We start from the raw sequence: 20,736 nt of genomic DNA, 5'->3' as shown, positions 1-20,736 counted from the left end.
AAAAAAATGCCAGTCAGCTTCACTGACTGGCATTCAGGTATGACTACCTAATTAAACCCAAGCCAACTTACTTATGACTTGAATCTTTCCAGTAGTCTCTCACCGTATCTTTCATCTCCTTGGCCAACACAGTAATACCAAACAGGTTGGGCAAGGTCATAATCACAATGGCTACCGCAGAGAGGTTCCAGATTACCGTAGTGTCCTCAATCGCTGCCCAGAAGAATGCAATAACATACACAATTCGGTAGGGCATCACCGCTTTGGGGCCAAAGAGGTAAACCATTGAACGGTCACCGTAGTAAGACCAGGCAATCGCTGTTGAGAAAGCAAACAACAGAATACCCAGGGTGACGATTAACCCTCCGTATTCACCAAAGTAACCGCGCTGGAAGGCAAGGTTGGTCAGAGCCACAGAGTGCACCAGGGATTTGCCCCAGATATCCACATCCTCATTGGCAAACTTACCATCTTTTACATCCAGAACACCGCTAAAGCTGTCTTCGCCCACGCGGAAGTTCAATTCTTCGGCAATAGAACGGGCATGAATCAGGGTAAAGTCCTGACTATTTTGAGGGAGGCCATCGGTCACGACAATAGAGCCGTTATAGGCTTTAACATCGCTGGACTGGCCACTCAAATACTTGAATAACTGCTCAACTTCCTGAGTATTCTTCTCATCGTAGCTACCCGCTACAACGTAAGTATCCGCACCTTCAAACAGGTTCTCATGCTTCTCGCTCCAAACACCGGAAGAAAGAATAACAAGCCCGGTCAGAGTACAGATGATAATGGTGTCGATAAAGGGTTCCAGCAGAGAAACCATACCCTCGGAAACCGGCTCATCGGCACGGGCGGCGGCGTGAGCAATGGGTGCAGAGCCCTGACCCGCCTCATTCGAGAAGAGACCACGGTTCACACCACGGTTAAAGGCATAGGCAAAGCTCGCCCCCAGGAATCCACCCACAGCCGCACTGCCAGTAAAGGCATCGCGGAAAACAGCCGCAAAGGACGGCAAAATGTTTTCGTAGTTATAGATAATAACGGCCAGGGCACCAATCACATAGATAACTGCCATGGTGGGGACAATGGTGGAGGTTACCTTAGCGATTCGAGTGATACCGCCAATAATCACCATACCCAACAAAACTGCCAAGACACCGCCAGTCAGCGCCTTCTCAACCCCAAAGGAGTCATGCATTGCCTGGGCAATATTGTTGACCTGGGGCAAGCTGCCGGTACCGAAGGAGCAGATAACCGTCGCAATGGCAAAGAGCACCGCGAGCCACTTCATGTTTAAGCGGCGCTCCATGTAAAACATGGGGCCACCCGCGTAGTAACCATCCGCCGCTTTAATGCGGTATTTATGCGACAGGGTAACTTCCACAAATTTTGTGGTCATCCCCAGGAAAGCGGTCATCCACATCCAAAACAGAGCGGCTGGACCACCGAGGAAGATGGCCAAACCAACACCGCCGATATTACCGGTACCAACGGTACCCGACAGCGCTGTGGCCAGTGCCTGGAAGTGGGAGGTATCACCCGGATCGCCAGGCTTGTCGTACTTGCCCCGCACAATCTTAATCGCATGCCCAAAATAGCGGAGCTGCGGAAAACCGAGATAAATGGTGAAAAAGAAACCGACTCCAAGTAACACCCAGGGGAACCAAGGTGCTGAGCCGAGCATGCCGTCTACTAACAACAGCAGATTGTTAAAGGAATCCAAACTAACCCCCCACTACTCTGACTTATTTCTGTTTGTTTTATGCACAGTTAAACTGCAATTTGTAGCGCAGATTAGCAGCTTACGCAGCACTAGAACAGTAATGTCGCATTATTCAGCCGCCATATGGAAGTGCTCCCGGTATGGGAAAAGGCCAAACTGCCCTCCAGTATGGATAAAAACCAAGTGCTTCGCCCCCTTATATTTTCCCTTTTTTAATTCCTGGAGCAGACCGTAAAATGCCTTACCGGTGTAGACCGGATCGAGAAGAATTCCCTCTAAACGGGCCAGCTCCCGTATAGTCTGATACACCTCGGGCTCCGCTACGCCGTATGCGGGCCCCTTATAGTCATCGTTGACTAAGATTTCGAGAGATTGCAAATCCACAGGGACTTGCGATCGCTGCATCCACTGCGAAATATCCTCGCGCACCTTCTCCCGAAAATAACTGGCGCTGTCGCAAACGGCAAAACCCGTAACCTTGGTTCTCGCCTGCAACAGATGGTGCCCCAAAGTGAGTCCCGCCTGGGTTCCCCCACTGCCACTAGCACAAACGATGTCATCAGGGACAAATCCCCGCTGAGTACAATCTGCCAATAGCTCCTGGGAAGCAACGATATACCCCCAGATACCCAGACCATCGCTAGCACCGGTGGGGATACACAAAGATTTGTGCCCCCGGGACTGATACTCTGCCACCCAGCCATCAAACAGCCCCTGTAAATCCCGGCCGTACTCTTTTGCTGAGTAGACAGCGATCTCGGCACCGGCCAGATGGTCCAGCAGGAGGTTACCATCCGCCTCTAAATCGCTTTCTCCCCGCAGGATCAATTGCACTTTGAACCCCAGGCGAGCGCCCAACAAAGCTGTGGTGCGGCAGTGGTTGGACTGCACTCCACCGCAGGTAATCAAAACCTGTGCCCCCTGGGCTCGGGCTTCAGCGGCAACAAATTCAAGTTTGCGTAACTTATTGCCCGACATACCGAACTCGGTAAGGTCATCCCTCTTCACCCAAATCGTAGGTCCACCATAGGGGCGAGAGTAGCGATCACTGATACGCTCCAGCGGTTGCAGCGGTGTTGGCAGGTTTGCCAGGCGCAACTGCTCAGGCAGCGGTATTGGTAAGCTCTTAAGCACGGAGGATCAAACCTGCACTGGTCGGTTATTGAGCTATGAGACTACCCTATACAAGGATACTGATCACTGAAAAATTACCCTCCCCCTGAGTTCGGATTGCTCGATACAACTCCTCGATACAACTCCTCGATACAACAGCAGAGAGCCAATTTTTCACAGATAGAAAACCTATCTTCTCTACCTGCTCTTCACTTTGTGCCCCGCCGACTATTTTTTGCGCGGTGCAGGAATTTCATCGCCTGCAACACAAGCACCCAGCCCCTATAGCTTTTAAGGCCGACAGGGAGATTGCCGGCTCACTCGGTCAGCAGCCCTATCAGCAGATACAAAAAAGCCCGGCGACAGCCAGGCTTTTTATAAGGTGCGACACTAAAAGATTAACCCGAAAAGGGATTAGATCTTTTTAATCGTACCTTTGGGCAATACTGCATGCACAGCTACTTTCTGGAACTTTAAAGACATATTGTCTGCAACTTCCAGTACGATGTAGTCCTCGTCGACCTTGTCGACGCGACCCAGCATCCCGCTGCTCATCACAACTTCGTCACCCTTTTTCAGAGCGCCAACCAGCTCTTGATGCTCTTTCTGGCGCTTGCGCTGTGGGCGAATAATAAAAAACCACATAAACGCAAACAAACCTGCAAACATCAGCAGGGTTATCATGGGATTACCCTGCGGTGCAGGCGCCGCTTGCTGTGCCATAGCAGAGGGGATAAAAAAGCTCATGCAAAACCTCAAAGAGTCAGCCTATTAAATTGCCGCCAACTCTAACGGGTTTGCCTCGCCGAGGCAACGGATTGGGCCGATCCCATCGAGACCGGCCAAATCCATCCACACTCAGAACCGCTGGCGGACCTGCCGGCGGTAGCCAGTAGGAGACATCCCGGTCCAACGCTTGAAGGCGCTGGTAAAGCTCGTCCTATCTGAAAAGTCGAGAATGCGTGAAATTCCATCAACACTCAGCGCAGTATCTTTGAGGAAATGCACAGCGTGACGAAAACGGACGTGGTCACGTAAAGATGCAAAGCTGAGGTTGTGTTCCTGCAACCGGCGCTGCAGAGTCCGGGTGGACATGCTTAAGTCGGACGCTACCGGGCGAATAGCAAGAGAGGCCTTACCGATACGCTGCTCCAGCACATCTATCACCCGCGCAGCAATACCAAAACTGGTTGCTTCGGGGGGAGCCAACAGCTGGTCGAGAATATTCGATTCTCCGGATATTCTGGCCTGCTGAAGTGATTTGTCTTCAGAGAGCGAAGTCTGGTCGGGCTGAGTATGGTTCATCGAGCTGCTCCTTTTGAGTTCCGTGAGCCGCAGTTATTTTTCTATGTCCGCATCCAGCAAATCCCGGCTGCCCCTGCCCACACCAACACAACATCAACTTCGGCGGACGACTACATGATGCGGGATGCACCAAAAACAGACATCGAATCCTTCACAGAGATGTACAATTTTTAAACTAACCGCTCCGGCAATTCCCACAGAGAGACTCTCTCTAGCCGGCGCACCTTTCCTTTACAACTGCCAGTATAGACCAAGAATTAAGAAAGCAAGGGGCGACAGTGCCTTTTTTCATCTTATTGTGTATCAAGAGCCAAAAAAACGAACTTTCAGCACTTACCTGTCGCCTTTAAGTCTGAAAAATGGAACTCTGGTAAACCTAACACCAGGCCAGCTCCGCCCCTCAGAGTCTAGAGTCTGGCAATTAATCCAGATTCTCGCCAATCCAATTCAACACATCGGTGTCGTGGGTTTTGGTTTTCACCTTGTCGATAATGTGGCGAAGACGCCCGCTCTTATCGATAATAAAAGTAGTCCGCAGGAGCCCCATATACTCTTTGCCCATAAACTTTTTCAGACCCCAGCAGCCATATTTGTCTGCAATTTTGTGATCTTCATCGGACAACAAATCAAAGTTCAGTTCGTGCTTGTCGATAAAGCGCTGCAACTTGGCTTCCGGATCTGGGCTTACCCCCAGGACAACGGTGTTGGCGCTGTTAAATTCTGCCGCACTATCGCGAATACCACATGCCTGAGTGGTGCAGCCGGGAGTCAGTGCCTTCGGGTAAAAGTAGAGGACAACATGACTTTTGTCACGAAAATCCTTAAGCGACACCTTCTCGCCACTTTGGTTGGTCAGCGTAAAAGCCGGTGCCAAATTACCGATCTTCGGAAAAGCCATCTGATATCCCCTATGAAGCTTATTGAAGTAAAGCGGGGATTATAGCGAAAAGAAACAAATGGGACGTCAGCTCAAAGTAAAAATCAGAACTGCTGCAAGCGAAACTCCTTCTCTTTCCTGGCGCAAATACCAAAGCGACCCAACTTTTGTACCAACTCAGCTTTCTCTGCTTCAGAGAGGAATGTCCCAATCTCAAGACAGCCCTCCGGACCGCTAAAATTAACCGAGGCCATTTCAGTAACGGTGCTTCCCATACGCACAAGAACTGCCAGCTTGTCGCGGTCGAACTCCCGGTGATACACCGTCTGCTGCCGAAATCCTTTACAGCAATCCAGTATTACCCGCTTTTCACTAATACGTATCACTTCCCGGCGAGTACCCTCAAGGTATACATAGGTAAAAAGGACACCCAACAGGAGCATTTCAATCCCGGCAAAAGGCAGAATCATCCAGGCACCGGCCAGTGCAAAAGCGAGACTAATACCGAGAGACACCCCAACCAGAGAGAAGAACACCCACAGGTTGCCGGAGAGGGACAGGGACTGGTTGGGCTGTAATAGGATACAGGCACAACGGGCGGTGTTGCGTCCAACTTCAGTGACCATAGCAGGTACACTCCGGCAGACATATACAGCTAGTGTAGTGCCGACAGCGGCCGCCCACACTGAGATCCAGGCCAGCGGGCCCCGCAGCGCAAGTTTCAGGCATAAAAAAACCCACACCAAGGTGTGGGTTTTGGGGTGCGCCCCGGGCAAAGCCCGAGGCAGGCCACGCCTTATTACGGCAGCAAGTGTGCTACTGCATCACGCTCTTCCGCCAGCTCCTGCTCGGTAGCAGACATTTTCTCGCGGGAGAAGTCGTTGATGTCAACGCCCTGAACAATTTCCCAGTCGCCGTCTTTGCAGGTGCAAGGGAAAGAGTAAATCAGGCCTTCCTGAATGCCGTAAGAACCATCGCTGAATACAGCCATGCTGGTCCAGTCACCTTCAGCGGTGCCCAGAGCCCAATCGCGCATATGGTCGATGGCAGCGTTGGCAGCGGAAGCCGCAGAGGAAGCGCCACGGGCTTTAATAATAGCCGCACCGCGCTGTTGAACAGTGGGGATGAAGTCGTTTTCGTACCACTCCTGCTCCACTTGATCCATAGCCGCAGCACCGGAAACCTTCACTTGATGCAGGTCTGGGTACTGAGTGGAAGAGTGGTTACCCCAAATGGTCATATGGGTAATGTCGTTAACGCTGGAATCCGTTTTGTTGGCCAACTGGGACAGAGCGCGGTTGTGGTCCAGACGGGTCATCGCGGTGAAGTTACGCGGATCCAGGTCTGGTGCATTGCGCTGAGCGATCAGGGCATTGGTGTTCGCCGGGTTGCCAACAACCAATACTTTTACGTTACGAGAAGCAACGTCGTTCAGGGCTTTACCCTGCGCAGAGAAGATAGCAGCGTTAGCTTCCAGCAGGTCCTTACGCTCCATACCCGGTCCACGGGGGCGCGCACCTACCAGCAAAGCGTAGTCGGCATCTTTGAACGCAACGGTAGCGTCATCGGACTGAACGATACCCGCGAGCAGCGGGAAAGCGCAGTCTTCAAGCTCCATGGCAACGCCTTTCAGCGCTTCCAGTGCTGGGGTGATTTCCAGCAATTGCAGAATAACTGGCTGATCTTTACCCAACATTTCGCCAGAGGCGATGCGGAACAGCAGCGAATAGCTAATCTGACCGGCAGCGCCGGTAACAGCAACACGTACAGGTGCTTTCACGATAGTTCTCCCTCGTTTGTAAGCGGCCGCATTATAGGGCTTCGCGAGTAAATTTCATCTTACACAGGCGAAATAGCGGCTCAATTTGTATGACAAAACCTCTCAGACTGTAATGGACAGTCTTTGCGAGTGATTATGTCAGCGCCAATTCCCGGTAGCGTTCTTGCAAAGCCTTGTACACCTGCTCGCTGTAATCAGCGGCAGATGCGTCCAAAAGTCCGGCAATTTCCGCAAGGTGCTCATTGTCTTCGCGGCCCGCCCAGTTTTTCACATAGCTGCCATCTTTGTAGCCGTTATCCTGACGGAATCGGTTGAGTACATTTTTACCAACATATCGCTGGTACAACTCGGCAAAAGACATTTCTGCATCGGCCAATAATTGAGCAAAACCAGCCACATCAAACTGCTTGCCCGCCAGGGTGTTGAGGGTGAAAGACTCGAGGTTTTCACGGAAATCGCCCGCTGTGCGCTCGGAATCTGCAAACGCCTTCAGCATGATTTCAGCCACTTCCTGCGGAGAGCCTTTTTGCAATTCCAGGCTCAAACCGAAATGCCAGATATCCACCAGCTCAAGCTTTACCTGATCCATTTCCGGAAGTTGCTTTTTCCACCACTTCCAACCGTAGTGATCCAGCAGCTCTGCACTTTCCACCCAAATTGCGCGGTACCAGGCAAAGTTTTGCTCACGCCAGTTTTCATTAACTACCGTATTAATCTCATCTTGCAGAGTCAGCATGACTTGCAACTGCTGCTTCATCATAGGGGTACATCCAATAGATCCGGATCAAACTGCCCGGGGGAATAATCTGAAAAAGTTTTCTGAGGTAATCTCGGCCAGCTGCTCGTAGGGAATACCGCGTAAATCAGCGATAAATTCCGCCACTTCACGGACGTAGGCCGGAATATTGGGCTTGCCCCGATAGGGCACTGGCGCCAAATAAGGGGAGTCAGTCTCAACCAGCAGGCGATCCAGCGGCAGCTTGCGGGCAACATCCCGCAGCTCCTCGGCATTTTTAAACGTGACGATACCGGACAAAGAAATATAGTAATTGAGATCCAGAGCGGCCTTAGCCATGTCCCAGCTCTCGGTAAAGCAGTGCAGAACACCTGCCGTATTGGTATTGCCGTGCTCTTTAATCAGGGCCAGCGTATCTTCCCGCGCATCTCTCGTGTGTACAATAACGGGGAGTTCAGCCTGCCCCGCCGCCTTGAGGTGTGCGATAAAACTCTGCTGCTGGGTTTCCTGGGTATCGGTACTGTAGTAGTAATCGAGCCCCGTCTCCCCCAGTGCGACGACACCGGGCTGATTAGCCATTTCCACCAGTCGCTCAACATCGGCCATACCGGAATCGACATCCAGCGGATGTACACCAACAGAGCAGACTACATCCTCGTAGCGGGATGCAATTTCAACAACGGCATCGGCATTTTCCAGACTGATACCGACACAGAGAAATTTGCCAACGCCGCGACTGCGAGCCAGGTCCAGCACGGCATCCAAGTCGCCGTCAAATTTATCGAGCTTAAGCCTGTCCAGGTGACAGTGAGAATCAACAAGCATGGGAGAATTACAACGTATGGGTTGGGCGGCTGGATTCTAAGGTTCCCGCCAGGTGGGTTTCAATCTTGTTTTGCGCGATATTGTCCTTATCGCCAAATTGAACTCCGATACCGGGAGTGCGGTTGCCCTGAGCCCCATTAGGGGTGATCCAAATCACCTTGCCGGCAACCGGAATTTTCTCCGGCTCATCCATCAAACTCAAAAGCAGAAAAACCTCATCGCCGAGGCTGTACGACTTATCCGTACTAATAAACAGGCCACCATTCTTTACGAAGGGCATATAGGCCGCATAGAGCACCGATTTATCCTGGATTTTCAGTGACAGGATGCCGTTGCGGGCACCGCCTCCCATGGCTTTCATGGACAACCTCAATGTTAATATTTCTTAAATGATGCGCTAACTTATCTAAGCCCGCTGCCCGTGTCCAGACAGCGTCACAGAGCCACCCCGGCTGGGGCGGCACGTCTAGGCAAAAAGTTTTGCCCAGCGGATAAACAGTTCTTCCAACAGCAGGCGACGATTCGGGTTGGCGTTCCCCAACAATCCTTTGCGCGCCTGGAGCAGGTGATCGTAGAAGGCAAAAACCGATTGCAGGCTCTGCTCCCCCGCCCCCGGCAACCTCTGCAACAGGGCCATTAGCTGGGTATCACCGCTGAGGTCACAGCTGCGAATCTGCGCCATCTGGGTCAACCAGTGCTGCCAGAAAAGTAACAGCTGGACCAGCTCCACACCGTCGGCTGGCGTCTCCCAGCGGCCCGCGCTAGAAACAGGGCTCGCCATCCCCTCGGCCACAGCTACCAGGTCTTTGAAGAACTGCTCGCGCACCTCCCTCGACTTGGGCTCCGCCAGTTCGGCAGCCAGTAGTGGCGCCCCGCCAGCCAGGGTCAATACGCGCTGCGCCAGCGGCTCTTCAAGACCACTGCCGTACAACCACTGTAGCGCGACCTCTTCGCTTGGCGGTGGAAAAGCAATGGACTGGCAGCGACTTCTAATTGTCGGCAAAAGGCCTGTGGGCGCATCGGTGATCAGCACAAAGATAACGGAGGACGCCGGCTCTTCTAAGTTTTTCAACAGGGCATTAGCCGCGTTGATATTCATGGCCTCCGCCGGCGACAACCAAACCAAGCGCGCCCCGCCCCGTCCACTGGTGCGAGAAACAAAGTTACCCAGCTGGCGGATTTGCTCCACCTTCAAAGGACCACCGGGCTTTTCGGGCTCAACTTGCAGGAAGTCAGGGTGCGAGCCCGCCATCCACAGGCGGCAATCCTTACACTCCCCACAGGCCTGCCCCGCCCTCGGCTGCTCACATAGAGCCAGCGCAGTAAAGGCCGCTGCAAACTGGCGCTTGCCCAAGCCCTCCGGCCCCGTCAACAGCAAAGCGTGCGGACAGCGGTCCGCCTGCAACTGCAAACCCAATCGCTGCCATTGCTCGGAGTGCCAGGGTAAAGGTACCGGTATCGATTTATACTCAAAAGTTTCAGGCACGGACATCAGCCATAGTTTTTATCATTTAAGAAGAAGCTCAGGGCGCAAGATAGCGCCGCTAGCATTTAAAGCAATAGCTCCAGCTGCCTGGCCAGGTCCACCTGCACCTGTTGCAGCGGTTGGCCGGCATCCACTATCGCATAATGGGCTGGCGCCGCTTCAGCGCGCTCGCGATAGGCGGCGCGCACCCGCTGAAAGAACGCGAGATGTTCACTTTCAAAACGATCGGCCTCGCCGGTGCGCGCAGCTCGCTGTAGCCCCACTTCGGGATCGAGATCCAGCAACAGCACTTTATCGGGGCGTAAATCTCCCTGCACTGTCTGCTCCAGCTGCTCGATCAACTGTCGATCCAGCTTGCGGCCACCGCCCTGGTAGGCATAGGTGGCATCGGTAAAGCGATCACAAATCACCCACTCCCCGCGCCTCAAGGCGGGCAAAATAACCTGCGACAGATGCTGGGCTCGGGCTGCAAACACCATCAGTAGCTCTGCGGTGGGATCAACCGCCTCTTCCCGCTTGCTCAACAGCAGCTCGCGCAGCTGCTCCGCCAGCGGCGTGCCCCCGGGCTCCCGGGTCTGAACAAACTTAATATTGTGCTTTTTGAGCCACTCGGTGATAAAGAGTAAGTTGGTCGACTTCCCCACGCCCTCTACACCCTCGAGGGTAATGAACTTGCCGTGCGACACTAATTTTTTCCTTTTGCCGGACTCGAGCGATAATCCGCCCGCCTCTTCAGCTGATACTCCCGCACCGCACGGTTGTGCTCGGTCAGAGTTGCTGAGAAATGATGGGAGCCATCCCCTTTGCCGACAAAATACAAACTCTTGCCGGGCTTCGGATTTAAAGCGGCCCGAATTGCCGCCCGCCCGGGCAGGGCAATCGGCGTGGGGGGAAGGCCATTGATAACATAGGTATTATACGGTGTTGGCTGACGCAGGTGGGTGCGAGTCAAATTCCCGTCAAAATCCTCACCCAGGCCATAGATAACCGTGGGGTCTGTTTGCAAGCGCATCCCCATATTGAGCCTGCGTACAAAAACACCGGCTATTTCACTGCGCTCGGAGGGCTGGCCGGTCTCTTTTTCGATAATCGAGGCCATGATTAAAGCCTCATAGGGAGACTTATAGGGCAGGTTATCCCCTTTTAACTGCCACTCCTCATCCAGGACTTGTCGCATCCGATCATGGGCCTGACGCAGCAATTCTACGTCTGTAGTACCGGAGCGATAGACGTAGGTATCTGGAAAAATCCAACCCTCAACCTGATGCTCCTCTAGGCCCAGTGCCCGGGCGGCCGCACGGATATCACTGCCCGCTTCAGACTGGACAACACTTTCCCCGGAGCGGATTTGTTGCAGGGCCTGGCGAAAAGTCCAGCCCTCCAGCAAGGTGACCCGATAGCGGGTGACTTCGCCGCGATTCAGGCGCGCCATCAGATCCCGCGCACTACTGCCGAAGGGGACCAGGTACTCGCCGGAATGGATTTCTGTTGTCCCCTCCCAGTAGGCGTAGGCGAGAAGTATCTGCGGCCACTGGATAACGCCCTCCCCGTGCAAGCTTCGCAGTGTCCGAGACAGACTGCCGCCCTTTTCCACTTGGAGTTTAAGCCCCTCCTGCCCGATCGGCAGAGGAGACTCCAGGGCCTCCCTGGCCACCCAAAGGGAAGCTACGGCAACCAAGCAGGCCAGTACCAGCCCGCCAAACAACAGCTTTAATACCCGCCAAGCGAAACTCGCTTGCTTTTTCTTCACCACAATTTATCCAATATCAGCTTCTGTAGCCTGCGAGTCTCCGAACCCACAGCCCAATTTTTGTAACCGATGATCTCGATCACCGGCAATACACCCCGGACACTGTTGCAAAGGACCAGCTCATCGGCCCCACAGAGCTCTGAAAGATTTATGTCGCGCTCCTGCCAGTGGAGGTGCGGCAAAAGCCAATGCCGCATCACGCCGTGAACACCGCAGCGGTGCAGCGCCGGCGTCACCCAGTCCCGACCAAACCGGGCCAGAATATTACAGCGCAAGCTTTCGATTACCCTTCCGGCAGAGTCCAGCATCAATCCATCGAGAAACTGCCCTTCTGGCAGCTCCGCTTTTGCCGCATTATATCGGTTGCGGAGCAAAGTTTTGCAGCCCTGGTTCGAATTACTATCTATTGGTAAGCGGGTCGAACAGGGGTATAACCTGGCGCCCACCTGTGCCTCAGCGGTCAAATCCAGGGGCCGAAGGGTCAGATCCCAACACCTTTGCCCATCGACAAGACCGGTGCGCAAGCGGGCAATAGCCTCGGGCCAAGGGCAGTCAGCAGCCAATTCTAGCGTCAACCGCTCAATGTCCCCCAGACCGGCTTTATCGAGCACGCCTGAGCGCTCCAGACGAGCACGGTGCAAAGACCAAAGCGGGAGACTTTTGTTGTGACAGCGCATTGTTTCGAGGATTCCACCCGCGTAATCAGCATCATCTGGCAACTGATCAGCGGCCAGCCCCCGAAAGTACATTTGAGGTAACTGGTCCATGGAATCCCCAAGGCAGGTGTGCCCACCGCAAGGTGGGCGCAGAAATTAGACTCGCTTGAATATCAGTGACCCGTTGGTGCCACCGAAACCAAAGGAGTTAGAGAGGACCGCATTGATCGCCATTGATTGCGCCTCATGGGGTACCAGATTGATACCGGCGCAGACCTCATCCGGAGAGAAGAGATTGATTGTAGGAGGGGCAACCTGATCGCGCAGCGACAGCACCGAGAACACAGCCTCAATGGCTCCGGCAGCGCCCAGCAGGTGGCCCGTCATGGACTTGGTAGAGCTCACCGCCAGTGAATCCACTGCGGCGCCAAATACTTTCTGTACCGCCAGGACCTCAGCCTTATCCCCCAACACTGTCGAGGTGCCGTGGGCGTTGACATACTGAATATCACTGGGGCTCATACCGGAATCTCTCAGGGCATTCGCCATCGACAGTGCAGCGCCAGCGCCATCTTCCGGTGGGGAGGTCATATGGTAGGCATCGCCACTCATACCAAAGCCGGCAACTTCCGCATAAATTTTCGCGCCCCGCGCCTTGGCGCTTTCGTACTCCTCTAAAACAAGTACCGCTGCCCCCTCACCCAATACAAAACCATCGCGGTCTTTATCCCAGGGGCGACTGGCAGATTGCGGATCATCATTGCGAGTCGACAGCGCCCTGGCCGCACAGAAGCCGCCGAGCCCCACCGGGGTGGTAACCATCTCTGCACCACCACAGACCATCACATCCGCATCACCGTGCTGAATTGCACGGACACCGAGGCCAATTGCGTGGGTTCCCGTAGTACAGGCTGTTGTCACTGCAAGATTGGGGCCTTTGAGGCCGTATTTAATCGACAGGTTACCCGCCACCATATTGATAATGGCACCAGGTACAAAGAAAGGAGATACGCGGCGAGGGCCCTTTTCCGCAATTAGCAATGAATTGTCTTCAATGGCCTGAATACCCCCCATACCGGAACCGATGCAGGTGCCCACGCGCGGTCCGAGCGCTTCGGTAACTTCCAGGCCGCTATCTTGCATAGCCTGAATACCGGCAACCAGCCCGTACTGCAAAAAAGTATCCATCTTGCGCGCGTCTTTTGCGGGCATATATGGTGTGGGATCAAAATCTTTTACAGTAGCGGCAAAGCGGGTCGAAAAAGATGAGACATCAAATGTATCGATCGGAGCAGCGCCATTTGCCCCCTGTAAAACCCCGGACCATGTATCTTCTAGGGTGTTACCCAGCGGGCTAACAGCCCCCATTCCGGTTACAACAACTCTCCTTTGTGACACTACACTTCCCCCTAAAATTTTTTACTACCGCCCAGCGCCAATGCAGTTAAAAGAACAAAACCCGGCCAGCAGTCACGATTTCACAGCTCCAACAAAAAGAAAGCCGCACTATGAAACATAGAACGGCTTTCAGAATCGCTTGGCTAGTACAGCATATTGAGCTGCCGAGCCTAAACTACCCAGCAGGAATTAACCAAGGTTGTCCTTGATGTAGTCGATTGCCAGCTGAACAGTAGTGATTTTCTCGGCTTCTTCATCGGGGATTTCGGTTTCGAATTCCTCTTCCAAAGCCATTACCAGCTCAACTGTGTCGAGTGAGTCAGCGCCCAGATCTTCAACAAAAGAGGCTTCAGGCTTAACGTCTTCTTCCTTAACGCCCAGTTGTTCAGCAACGATCTTTTTAACGCGCTCTTCAATGCTGCTCATGATTCAATTTAACTCCTAGTGGGTAAAAATCTGTTTTAGTCGCTATTGTCTTTCACCGTATCCAATATTGTTGGTGATAACGACCGGCTCTCACAGCTTTTGGATAATTCAGAGGCCATTGTACCCCAAGTTTTTCGGGATGTAATGTGCGGCCTCTGAACACCCGCAGCCAACACAAAAATATCTCTAAAATCAATAGGTTAAAGAGACATTCTGAAACACAAACTACGCCATGTACATACCGCCGTTGACATGGATTGTCTCACCGGTGACATAGCCCCCCGCATCGCTGGCCAGGAAGGAAACCACCGAGGCGATCTCTTCGGGCTTACCGAGTCTAGCGAGAGGAATCTTGCCCAGAAGCAGTTCGCGTTGCGCCTCGGGCAAGACTTTTGTCATATCAGTATCAATAAAACCGGGAGCTACAGTATTTACGGTGATTCCACGGGAACCCACCTCTGAAGCCAGAGAGCGGGCAAAGCCTGCCACCCCCGCTTTGGTCGCCGCATAATTGCTCTGACCGGCATTACCCATACTGCCGACGACGGAGCTGATATTAATAATCCGCCCCCATCGCGCCTTGGTCATATCCCGCAGGCAAGCCTTACTCATGCGATAGACCGCTGTCAAATTGGTGTTGACAACTGACTCCCACTCATCGTCCTTCATGCGCATCAACAAGTTATCCTTGGTGATGCCCGCATTATTGACCAGGATGGTGGGAGCACCAAACTCATTTTTAACGGCGGCGTGAAACTCAGAAATACTTTCGCCATCGGTTACATCCAGCACTTTTCCCGCACCGGAAATACCCGCCTCAGTAAAGCGAGCACTAATTTTTTCAGCGCCGGACTCACTGGTGGCAGTGCCAACCACTGTAGCACCCATACCGCCCAACATATCCGCAATTGCCGCACCAATACCGCGACTGGCGCCAGTCACCAAGGCCACTTTACCCTGAAGGGAAATCTGTAAGGTCATTCTCACTTATCCTTTTTCGATTCTGAACTGCTTCGAGCGGCTTAAACCGCTGTAGCTCGCAGGGCTTCATTAAAGTTACTGGGACTGTCGATTGCATGGCTGGAAACGCTTCGATCGACACGCTTGATCAGACCGGATAAAACTTTACCCGGACCACACTCGACCATCTGCTCTACGCCAGAGGCGATAATTTTTTGCGCACAAGCTGTCCAGCGCACCGGGCTGTAAATCTGCTCAATCATCAGCGATTTAATTTTTCCCGGCGCCGCCTCAAGCTCGGCGTGGACATTGTGTACGACAGGAATCTCTGGCGCGTTAAATTTTGTCGCCTCAATTTGAGAGGTTAACTTTTCCGCTGCCGGGCGCATCAGCTCGGTGTGAAATGGCGCACTCACCGGAAGAGGCATAGCCTTCTTGGCACCGGCAGCCTTACAAGCCTCAATAGCGCGCTGCACTGCCGCACCGCTGCCGGCGATAACAATCTGGCCGGGAGAGTTATAGTTCACTGCGGCAACCACTTCACTCTCGGCAGAAGCGGAGCACGCCTCTTCGACAGCTTTATCCTCGAGACCGATGATCGCCGCCATAGCGCCCTCCCCTGCGGGGACCGCCTCTTGCATCAGGCGACCGCGCTCGCAAACCAGGTGAACGGCATCTTTAAACCCAAGCACTCCCGAACACACCAGCGCAGACCACTCGCCCAGGCTGTGGCCCGCCATAAATGCCGGCTGGACACCGCCGCGAGCGCGCCACAAGCGATAGAGGGCAACACTGGAAGTCAGTAAGAGGGGTTGGGTGCGCTGGGTGAGGTTAATCGCCTCCTGCTCGCCATTCTGGCACAGGTCCCAGAGGTCATAACCGAGCACATCTGAAGCCTCGGCAAAGGTCGCCTGAATCTCAGGCGCCTCTTGGGCAATCTCAGAAAGCATACCTATCTTCTGGGAACCCTGCCCCGGAAAGACAAATGCAAGTGCAGCATTGGTCATAAGATGTCCTTAACCTAAATGTGGCTGATTTCAGTAAGGGATACGACTTCTTACCCTTCATCCATGGAGCGCCTTTCGCCGGATTGCGCCATAGCGGCATCAACCCTGGCGGCCAGGTCAGCGTCGGCACACTCCTTCGCCGTAACCATCGCCCGATAAAAAGCTTCGCTGCTGGCACCGCCGTGACTCTTGATCACGTTGCCCTTTACCCCTACAAAGCTGGCGCCATTATAGCGAGCAGGTTCCACCTGTGTACGCCATTTTCGCAACAGCTTTATGGCCAATTGGCCAAAAAAACGCTTAAAACACCCTCTTTTCTCGATTGTGAACGCTTTTTGACCCATTAGTCTAATGACACCCTCGGCAGATTTCATTGCAACATTGCCCATCAGGCCATCGCAAACAACCACATCTACCGAACCGGCAAAAATATCATGGCCCTCGACAAAGCCGACATAATTGACCCCGGGGTCCGCATGGAGCAACTCTGCCGCCCGGCGAATTTCCGCACTGCCCTTGTGCGCCTCCGCCCCGATATTGAGCAGCGCCACCCTGATATCCTTTACGCTCTTGCGCGCGGTGTGAATGCGCTGAGCCTCGATACCCATACGGGCAAACTGAAGCAAATCCTCAGCACTGCAATCCACATTGGCTCCGAGATCCAACAGGTAACAGGAGCCCATCCCCGAAGGTACAGACTTACCGAGCGCCGGCTTCCTAACACCTTGAATATTGCCGAGGATACTGCGGCTCAGCGCCAGCAGGGCACCGGTATTACCGGAAGTGACCGCAGCCTGCGCCTCTCCTGAGGCAACGCTCTTCAAGGCCATAGCCATGGTTGAATCGCGCTTGTGGCGAACCGCCTGCAACGGATTGCACTCTTGCGTGATGATTTGCTCGCAGTGGACGATTTCGAGACGGCGGGTAATGCGGCGACGGTGAAGCTGCAGCTCTTGCTGAACCAAAGCCTGAAGTTCTGCACGCGGGCCAAATAGCTTTAGCTGCGCCTTGGGGAAGTGTTGAAGGAATCTAATACAGGCCGGAACGACAGAGCGGGGACCTAAGTCCCCGCCCATTGCATCCACGGCCAATCGCAATTGGCTGGACAAAGCTTACTCTTCTTCAGAGCCGCCGCTAACTTCGATCACTTTGCGACCACGGTAGAAACCGTCTTTGGTCACGTGGTGACGACGGTGCTTTTCACCGGTAGTCGGATCGACGGAAAGGGTAGCACCTGCGCCCAGCGCATCGTGGGAACGGCGCATACCGCGACGGGAACGAGTCTTCTTGTTTTGTTGAACAGCCATTGCTAGCTCCTAAAATAAACAAATTTCACTGGAACCGGGGCGCCTACCGGCGAGCCCAAACTCATCGGAAAACCTAAGGTTTACCCGACGAACCCTTCAACTGCTCCAGCACTTTAAAGGGGTTTGCCTGTTGCTCATCCGCCTCGGCAACTTCATCACCAAAATGAAAGCTCTCCTTGGAGACACATTCTTCCTGGTGATAGGCCACCATTGGCAAATTGAGCAAAATTTCATCTTCAAGGATTTGGTGCAAGTCCAGCTCATCGCCGTCCTGGATCACCGGGTCCAGATCTTTGGGCAGGGCCTTACCCTGCTCCTCAGTCCATACGATACCCCAGCTAAACCGAGCCTCGATCTGCTCGTGGACCGGCGCAAGACAGCGCTGACACAAAAGATCAACCGCAAGCTGGACTTTGCCGCTCACGGTTTGGTGACCTTGCAAGTCTCGCTCGAACTGCAACTCAGCAGAAATCTGTCCGTGGACAGACTCAACTGCACTACTGACCCGAGGCAGGGACTCCAACGGCAAAACGCCATCGAGCAACTGCTCTCGCTGCACCAATTTCCGAGCATCAATGCTCTTTGGTAATACTGATTTAGAGGGGGCTATCGACATAAGCGCGCAATTCTATGGACTCGCCCCACCCTTGTCAAAACAAATCAGACATTGCAGTATCACCCGGTCATAAACATCCACTCGACCAGCGGAAAATTCACCAGAATGCCCCTCCCTCTGATACTAGCCTCCAGCTCACCTTACCGCAGATCACTACTACAGCAGTTAGGCATCCCCTTTCAGCAGGATTCACCCCATATAGATGAAACACCTCTCGCAGGAGAGGATGCGCACGCACTCGCCCAGCGCCTCGCTAGCGAGAAGGCCCGCGCCCTGCGCGACAGACACCCCGAGGCGCTTATTATCGGCTCAGACCAGGTCGCCTCCTGCAGAGGACAAATTCTCGGCAAACCTGAAAACAGAGAGCGCGCCATCAAGCAGCTGCTAGCCTGCAACGGTGAAAAAGTGGCCTTCCACACCGGCCTGAGCCTGCTAAACAGCGCCAGCGGGGAACAGCTGAGCTGTGTCGAAACTTTTACCGTCTACTTTCGCCAACTGAGTAACGCGCAAATCGAGCGCTATGTCGAGCTGGAGCAACCCTACGATTGCGCCGGCTCATTCAAGGTGGAGGGGCTGGGTATCGCCCTGTTTGAGAAACTGGAAGGGAAGGACATCAACACCCTGGTTGGACTGCCGCTTATCCGCCTAACGGCCATGCTAAATCACTTCGCTATCGACCCACTGGGCCCGCAGAGCACCTAGAGCAACGGGGGCCAGCTGAGCAGCTCGGGAAAACGATCAATAATAACCCTGGGACCGCAATCCCTTAACCGGGTCGGGCAGTGGGCGCCGTAACTCACACCGATGGAGGGCATACCTATGGCCGCCGCCATCTCCAGGTCGTACACGGTATCTCCCACCATAACCGCCCCTTCCGGGGTGCATCCGGTTTCATCTAGCAATTCATTCAGCATTAAGGGGTCCGGCTTGGAAGCGGTTTCATCTGCGCAGCGGCTTGCCGCAAATAGATGTCCGAGCCCGTGCTCTTCAAGCTCCCGATTGAGACCGCGCCGACTCTTGCCAGTAGCCACCGCCAACCGGTGACCGCCGCACAACAGCCGATCCAAGGTGTCCAAAACCCCCTCAAATAAAGGAAGGGGGTCAACCCGGGCGAGCATCCACTCCTCGAAGTAGAACTCGCGCAGGGCGAGCCTTTCATCGCTGGCAGCCTCTGGAAAAAGGGAAGAAATCGCCTCCGGCAAACCGAGCCCGATAATATTGCTTACCGCCTCAGGGGCCAGCACCGGCAGCCCCGCTCGCTCCGCCGCGCGCAGCATACACTCGACGATGCGCGCCTCAGAATTACAAACCGTTCCATCCCAATCGAGGACAACCAACATAACGATACAACGCCCTACTCTTGCCGCAATCGGTTTAACACTGCATCCAGCTCTGCCGGTAGGGGTGCCTCCACCTCGACCTTGGAGCCATCGGGCAGCGAACAGCGCACCGACGCCGAGTGTAAAAACAAACGCTTAAGGCCCCGCTCGCGAAACTCTCGATTAACCTCATCCGGCGTGTACTTACTATCCCCCGCCAGAGGGCAACCGACAAATTGTGCGTGGACACGAATCTGATGTGTCCGCCCGGTAACCGGCTCCGCCGACAGCAGGGTCGCCGCAGGGAATCGCTCGATCAGCCCGAAACGGGTCTCCGAAGGTTTTCCCTCCGGGTGCACCGACACCATCCGCTCACCGCTTTTCAGCGTGTTTTTACGCAGGGGCGCCTCGATAACCCGGCGGCCTCGCGGCCATTTACCCACCGCCAGCGCCCGATAGGACTTGCCAACGCGCCCGGCCCGCAACTCCGACTGCACATGCTGTAGCACCGAGCGCTTGCGGGCCACCATAATGGCACCGCTGGTATCCCGGTCCAGGCGGTGGACCAGCTCGATAAACGGGCTCTGCGGAAACATCTGCCGTAAAACTTCGATCAGGCCCAGCCTGACACCGCTACCGCCGTGGACCGCAAGGCCCGATGGCTTGTTGATCACCATCAGCCCATGCTTATCGTAGAGTATGGACTCTTGAATCAACTGGCGCAGAGATTCTCCAGCCAGAGGCGCCTCCGACTGCTCGGCGACACGAATTGGCGGCACGCGCACCATATCGCCCGCCTTTAACTTGTATTCAGCCTTTATTCGACCTTTATTTACCCTTACCTCGCCCTTACGCAGGATTCGGTATATACGTGAACGGGGCACACCCTTGAGGCGCGCCAGAAGGAAATTGTCGATCCTCTGTCCCGCCAGCTCTTCAGGCACAGTTAAAAACTGTACGCCGCCAGATGGAGTTGAGGTTTTTGATGGGGTCTCGGCCGGAGCCTTTTTTTGGGGGGGTATACTTCGCATGACGCGCATCATAGCGCTGCCGGGGATACAATTGAAGCACCTCCCGGCCCGTGCTATATTCGGCCGTCCTGAATTCGGCGTATTTTCAGTCACCGGCGGCTTCCCACATGAAGAGACAGTCGTGGCTTCGGAGAAAATATCGCCATTCGGTCGGTGCGCGGGGATGCCGCGTCATTGATGAAACTTAGCCGTTGAGGCATCCCCCAACTACCAGAACCTGAGGGGAGCTCACCGGCAACAACAGCTCGCAGTTACGCGGGTAATTATCGCGAAGGTAAGACGGGCCGTGACCCGCAGCGCTTGAAAGGACGACTCAAACTTGCGTCCGGTTTTGCAGAATACGACGAGCCAGCAACCGAACTGGCAACCAGGGCAGCACAGTTTCCGCAAGCCCGGCAAAAATTAAGAAGAATGGGTA

The 20,736-nt window shown here is 54.2% G+C and carries 24 protein-coding genes; 1 reads left to right on the top strand and 23 read right to left on the bottom strand.

Features of this window, described 5'->3' with window-relative positions:
* Positions 1-67 precede the first annotated feature (67 nt).
* The 21 genes from ACJJIK_RS02770 to ACJJIK_RS02670 form a co-directional block, all read right to left on the bottom strand.
* Positions 68-1,726, bottom strand: coding sequence for an alanine/glycine:cation symporter family protein (locus tag ACJJIK_RS02770; protein WP_444931286.1), 1,659 nt, complete (start codon positions 1,724-1,726; stop codon positions 68-70).
* 108 nt (positions 1,727-1,834) lie between these two features.
* Positions 1,835-2,860 (bottom strand): D-cysteine desulfhydrase family protein, encoded by a 1,026-nt coding sequence (locus tag ACJJIK_RS02765; RefSeq protein WP_444931287.1) that lies wholly within the window; start codon positions 2,858-2,860, stop codon positions 1,835-1,837.
* 393 nt (positions 2,861-3,253) lie between these two features.
* Positions 3,254-3,586 (bottom strand): preprotein translocase subunit YajC, encoded by a 333-nt coding sequence (yajC, locus tag ACJJIK_RS02760; RefSeq protein WP_020415218.1) that lies wholly within the window; start codon positions 3,584-3,586, stop codon positions 3,254-3,256.
* A 111-nt stretch (positions 3,587-3,697) separates the two neighbouring features.
* Complete coding sequence (locus tag ACJJIK_RS02755) at positions 3,698-4,144, bottom strand: helix-turn-helix domain-containing protein (RefSeq protein ID WP_444931288.1); 447 nt, start codon at positions 4,142-4,144, stop codon at positions 3,698-3,700.
* A gap of 421 nt (positions 4,145-4,565) precedes the next feature.
* Entirely contained in the window at positions 4,566-5,042 is a 477-nt protein-coding gene (gene bcp / locus ACJJIK_RS02750; protein WP_444931290.1) for a thioredoxin-dependent thiol peroxidase, read from the bottom strand.
* Positions 5,043-5,125: 83 nt separating this feature from the next.
* Complete coding sequence (locus ACJJIK_RS02745) at positions 5,126-5,647, bottom strand: DUF2244 domain-containing protein (RefSeq protein ID WP_444944132.1); 522 nt, start codon at positions 5,645-5,647, stop codon at positions 5,126-5,128.
* A 173-nt stretch (positions 5,648-5,820) separates the two neighbouring features.
* The gene (locus ACJJIK_RS02740; RefSeq protein WP_444931292.1) at positions 5,821-6,801 is read right to left on the bottom strand and encodes a malate dehydrogenase; all 981 of its coding nucleotides are present in this window, start codon (positions 6,799-6,801) and stop codon (positions 5,821-5,823) included.
* 133 nt (positions 6,802-6,934) lie between these two features.
* On the bottom strand, positions 6,935-7,558 hold the full coding sequence (locus tag ACJJIK_RS02735) for a dUTP diphosphatase (protein WP_444932318.1): 624 nt from the start codon (positions 7,556-7,558) through the stop codon (positions 6,935-6,937).
* A 27-nt stretch (positions 7,559-7,585) separates the two neighbouring features.
* On the bottom strand, positions 7,586-8,362 hold the full coding sequence (locus ACJJIK_RS02730) for a TatD family hydrolase (RefSeq protein WP_444944131.1): 777 nt from the start codon (positions 8,360-8,362) through the stop codon (positions 7,586-7,588).
* 7 nt (positions 8,363-8,369) lie between these two features.
* Entirely contained in the window at positions 8,370-8,723 is a 354-nt protein-coding gene (locus tag ACJJIK_RS02725) for a PilZ domain-containing protein (protein ID WP_108733558.1), read from the bottom strand.
* Between the two features lie 105 nt (positions 8,724-8,828).
* The gene (locus ACJJIK_RS02720) at positions 8,829-9,854 is read right to left on the bottom strand and encodes a DNA polymerase III subunit delta' (protein ID WP_444944130.1); all 1,026 of its coding nucleotides are present in this window, start codon (positions 9,852-9,854) and stop codon (positions 8,829-8,831) included.
* Between the two features lie 59 nt (positions 9,855-9,913).
* Positions 9,914-10,534: a dTMP kinase gene (gene tmk, locus ACJJIK_RS02715; RefSeq protein ID WP_444931295.1), complete on the bottom strand. Its 621-nt coding sequence runs from the start codon at positions 10,532-10,534 to the stop codon at positions 9,914-9,916.
* Positions 10,534-11,598 (bottom strand): endolytic transglycosylase MltG, encoded by a 1,065-nt coding sequence (gene mltG / locus ACJJIK_RS02710; protein WP_444944129.1) that lies wholly within the window; start codon positions 11,596-11,598, stop codon positions 10,534-10,536. Before mltG ends, tmk begins: the two co-directional genes overlap by 1 nt.
* Positions 11,595-12,365, bottom strand: a complete 771-nt coding sequence (locus ACJJIK_RS02705; protein WP_444944128.1) for an aminotransferase class IV — start codon at positions 12,363-12,365, stop codon at positions 11,595-11,597. The genes mltG and ACJJIK_RS02705 overlap by 4 nt, the downstream gene beginning before the upstream one ends.
* Positions 12,366-12,410: 45 nt before the next feature.
* On the bottom strand, positions 12,411-13,652 hold the full coding sequence (gene fabF, locus ACJJIK_RS02700; protein WP_444931298.1) for a beta-ketoacyl-ACP synthase II: 1,242 nt from the start codon (positions 13,650-13,652) through the stop codon (positions 12,411-12,413).
* 189 nt (positions 13,653-13,841) lie between these two features.
* Positions 13,842-14,078 carry an acyl carrier protein gene (gene acpP, locus ACJJIK_RS02695; RefSeq protein WP_152453358.1) on the bottom strand — a complete coding sequence of 79 codons (237 nt, stop codon included), beginning with the start codon at positions 14,076-14,078 and terminating at the stop codon, positions 13,842-13,844.
* 225 nt (positions 14,079-14,303) lie between these two features.
* The gene (fabG, locus tag ACJJIK_RS02690) at positions 14,304-15,059 is read right to left on the bottom strand and encodes a 3-oxoacyl-ACP reductase FabG (protein ID WP_444944127.1); all 756 of its coding nucleotides are present in this window, start codon (positions 15,057-15,059) and stop codon (positions 14,304-14,306) included.
* A 41-nt stretch (positions 15,060-15,100) separates the two neighbouring features.
* Complete coding sequence (gene fabD, locus ACJJIK_RS02685; RefSeq protein WP_444944126.1) at positions 15,101-16,045, bottom strand: ACP S-malonyltransferase; 945 nt, start codon at positions 16,043-16,045, stop codon at positions 15,101-15,103.
* Positions 16,046-16,095: 50 nt separating this feature from the next.
* Positions 16,096-17,154, bottom strand: coding sequence for a phosphate acyltransferase PlsX (gene plsX / locus ACJJIK_RS02680; RefSeq protein ID WP_444931301.1), 1,059 nt, complete (start codon positions 17,152-17,154; stop codon positions 16,096-16,098).
* Between the two features lie 3 nt (positions 17,155-17,157).
* Positions 17,158-17,352: a 50S ribosomal protein L32 gene (gene rpmF, locus ACJJIK_RS02675; RefSeq protein WP_108733564.1), complete on the bottom strand. Its 195-nt coding sequence runs from the start codon at positions 17,350-17,352 to the stop codon at positions 17,158-17,160.
* Positions 17,353-17,425: 73 nt separating this feature from the next.
* The gene (locus tag ACJJIK_RS02670) at positions 17,426-17,968 is read right to left on the bottom strand and encodes a YceD family protein (protein ID WP_444944125.1); all 543 of its coding nucleotides are present in this window, start codon (positions 17,966-17,968) and stop codon (positions 17,426-17,428) included.
* A 105-nt stretch (positions 17,969-18,073) separates the two neighbouring features.
* On the opposite strand from ACJJIK_RS02670, the gene ACJJIK_RS02665 reads away from it, so the two are divergent.
* The gene (locus tag ACJJIK_RS02665) at positions 18,074-18,670 is read left to right on the top strand and encodes a Maf family protein (RefSeq protein WP_444944124.1); all 597 of its coding nucleotides are present in this window, start codon (positions 18,074-18,076) and stop codon (positions 18,668-18,670) included.
* On the opposite strand, the gene ACJJIK_RS02660 is transcribed toward ACJJIK_RS02665, so the two are convergent.
* Both ACJJIK_RS02660 and rluC read right to left on the bottom strand, forming a co-directional pair.
* The gene (locus ACJJIK_RS02660; RefSeq protein ID WP_444931304.1) at positions 18,667-19,308 is read right to left on the bottom strand and encodes an HAD-IA family hydrolase; all 642 of its coding nucleotides are present in this window, start codon (positions 19,306-19,308) and stop codon (positions 18,667-18,669) included. The two genes, ACJJIK_RS02665 and ACJJIK_RS02660, sit on opposite strands and share 4 nt — an antisense overlap.
* Before the next feature lie 14 nt (positions 19,309-19,322).
* Positions 19,323-20,318, bottom strand: a complete 996-nt coding sequence (gene rluC, locus ACJJIK_RS02655; protein ID WP_444931305.1) for a 23S rRNA pseudouridine(955/2504/2580) synthase RluC — start codon at positions 20,316-20,318, stop codon at positions 19,323-19,325.
* Positions 20,319-20,736: the final 418 nt, after the last annotated feature.

Source organism: Microbulbifer regidiadema (SeqCode) (genome assembly GCF_052466995.1).
Note: the sequence above shows the minus strand (reverse complement) of the source record. Positions and strands in the feature narration are given on the sequence as shown.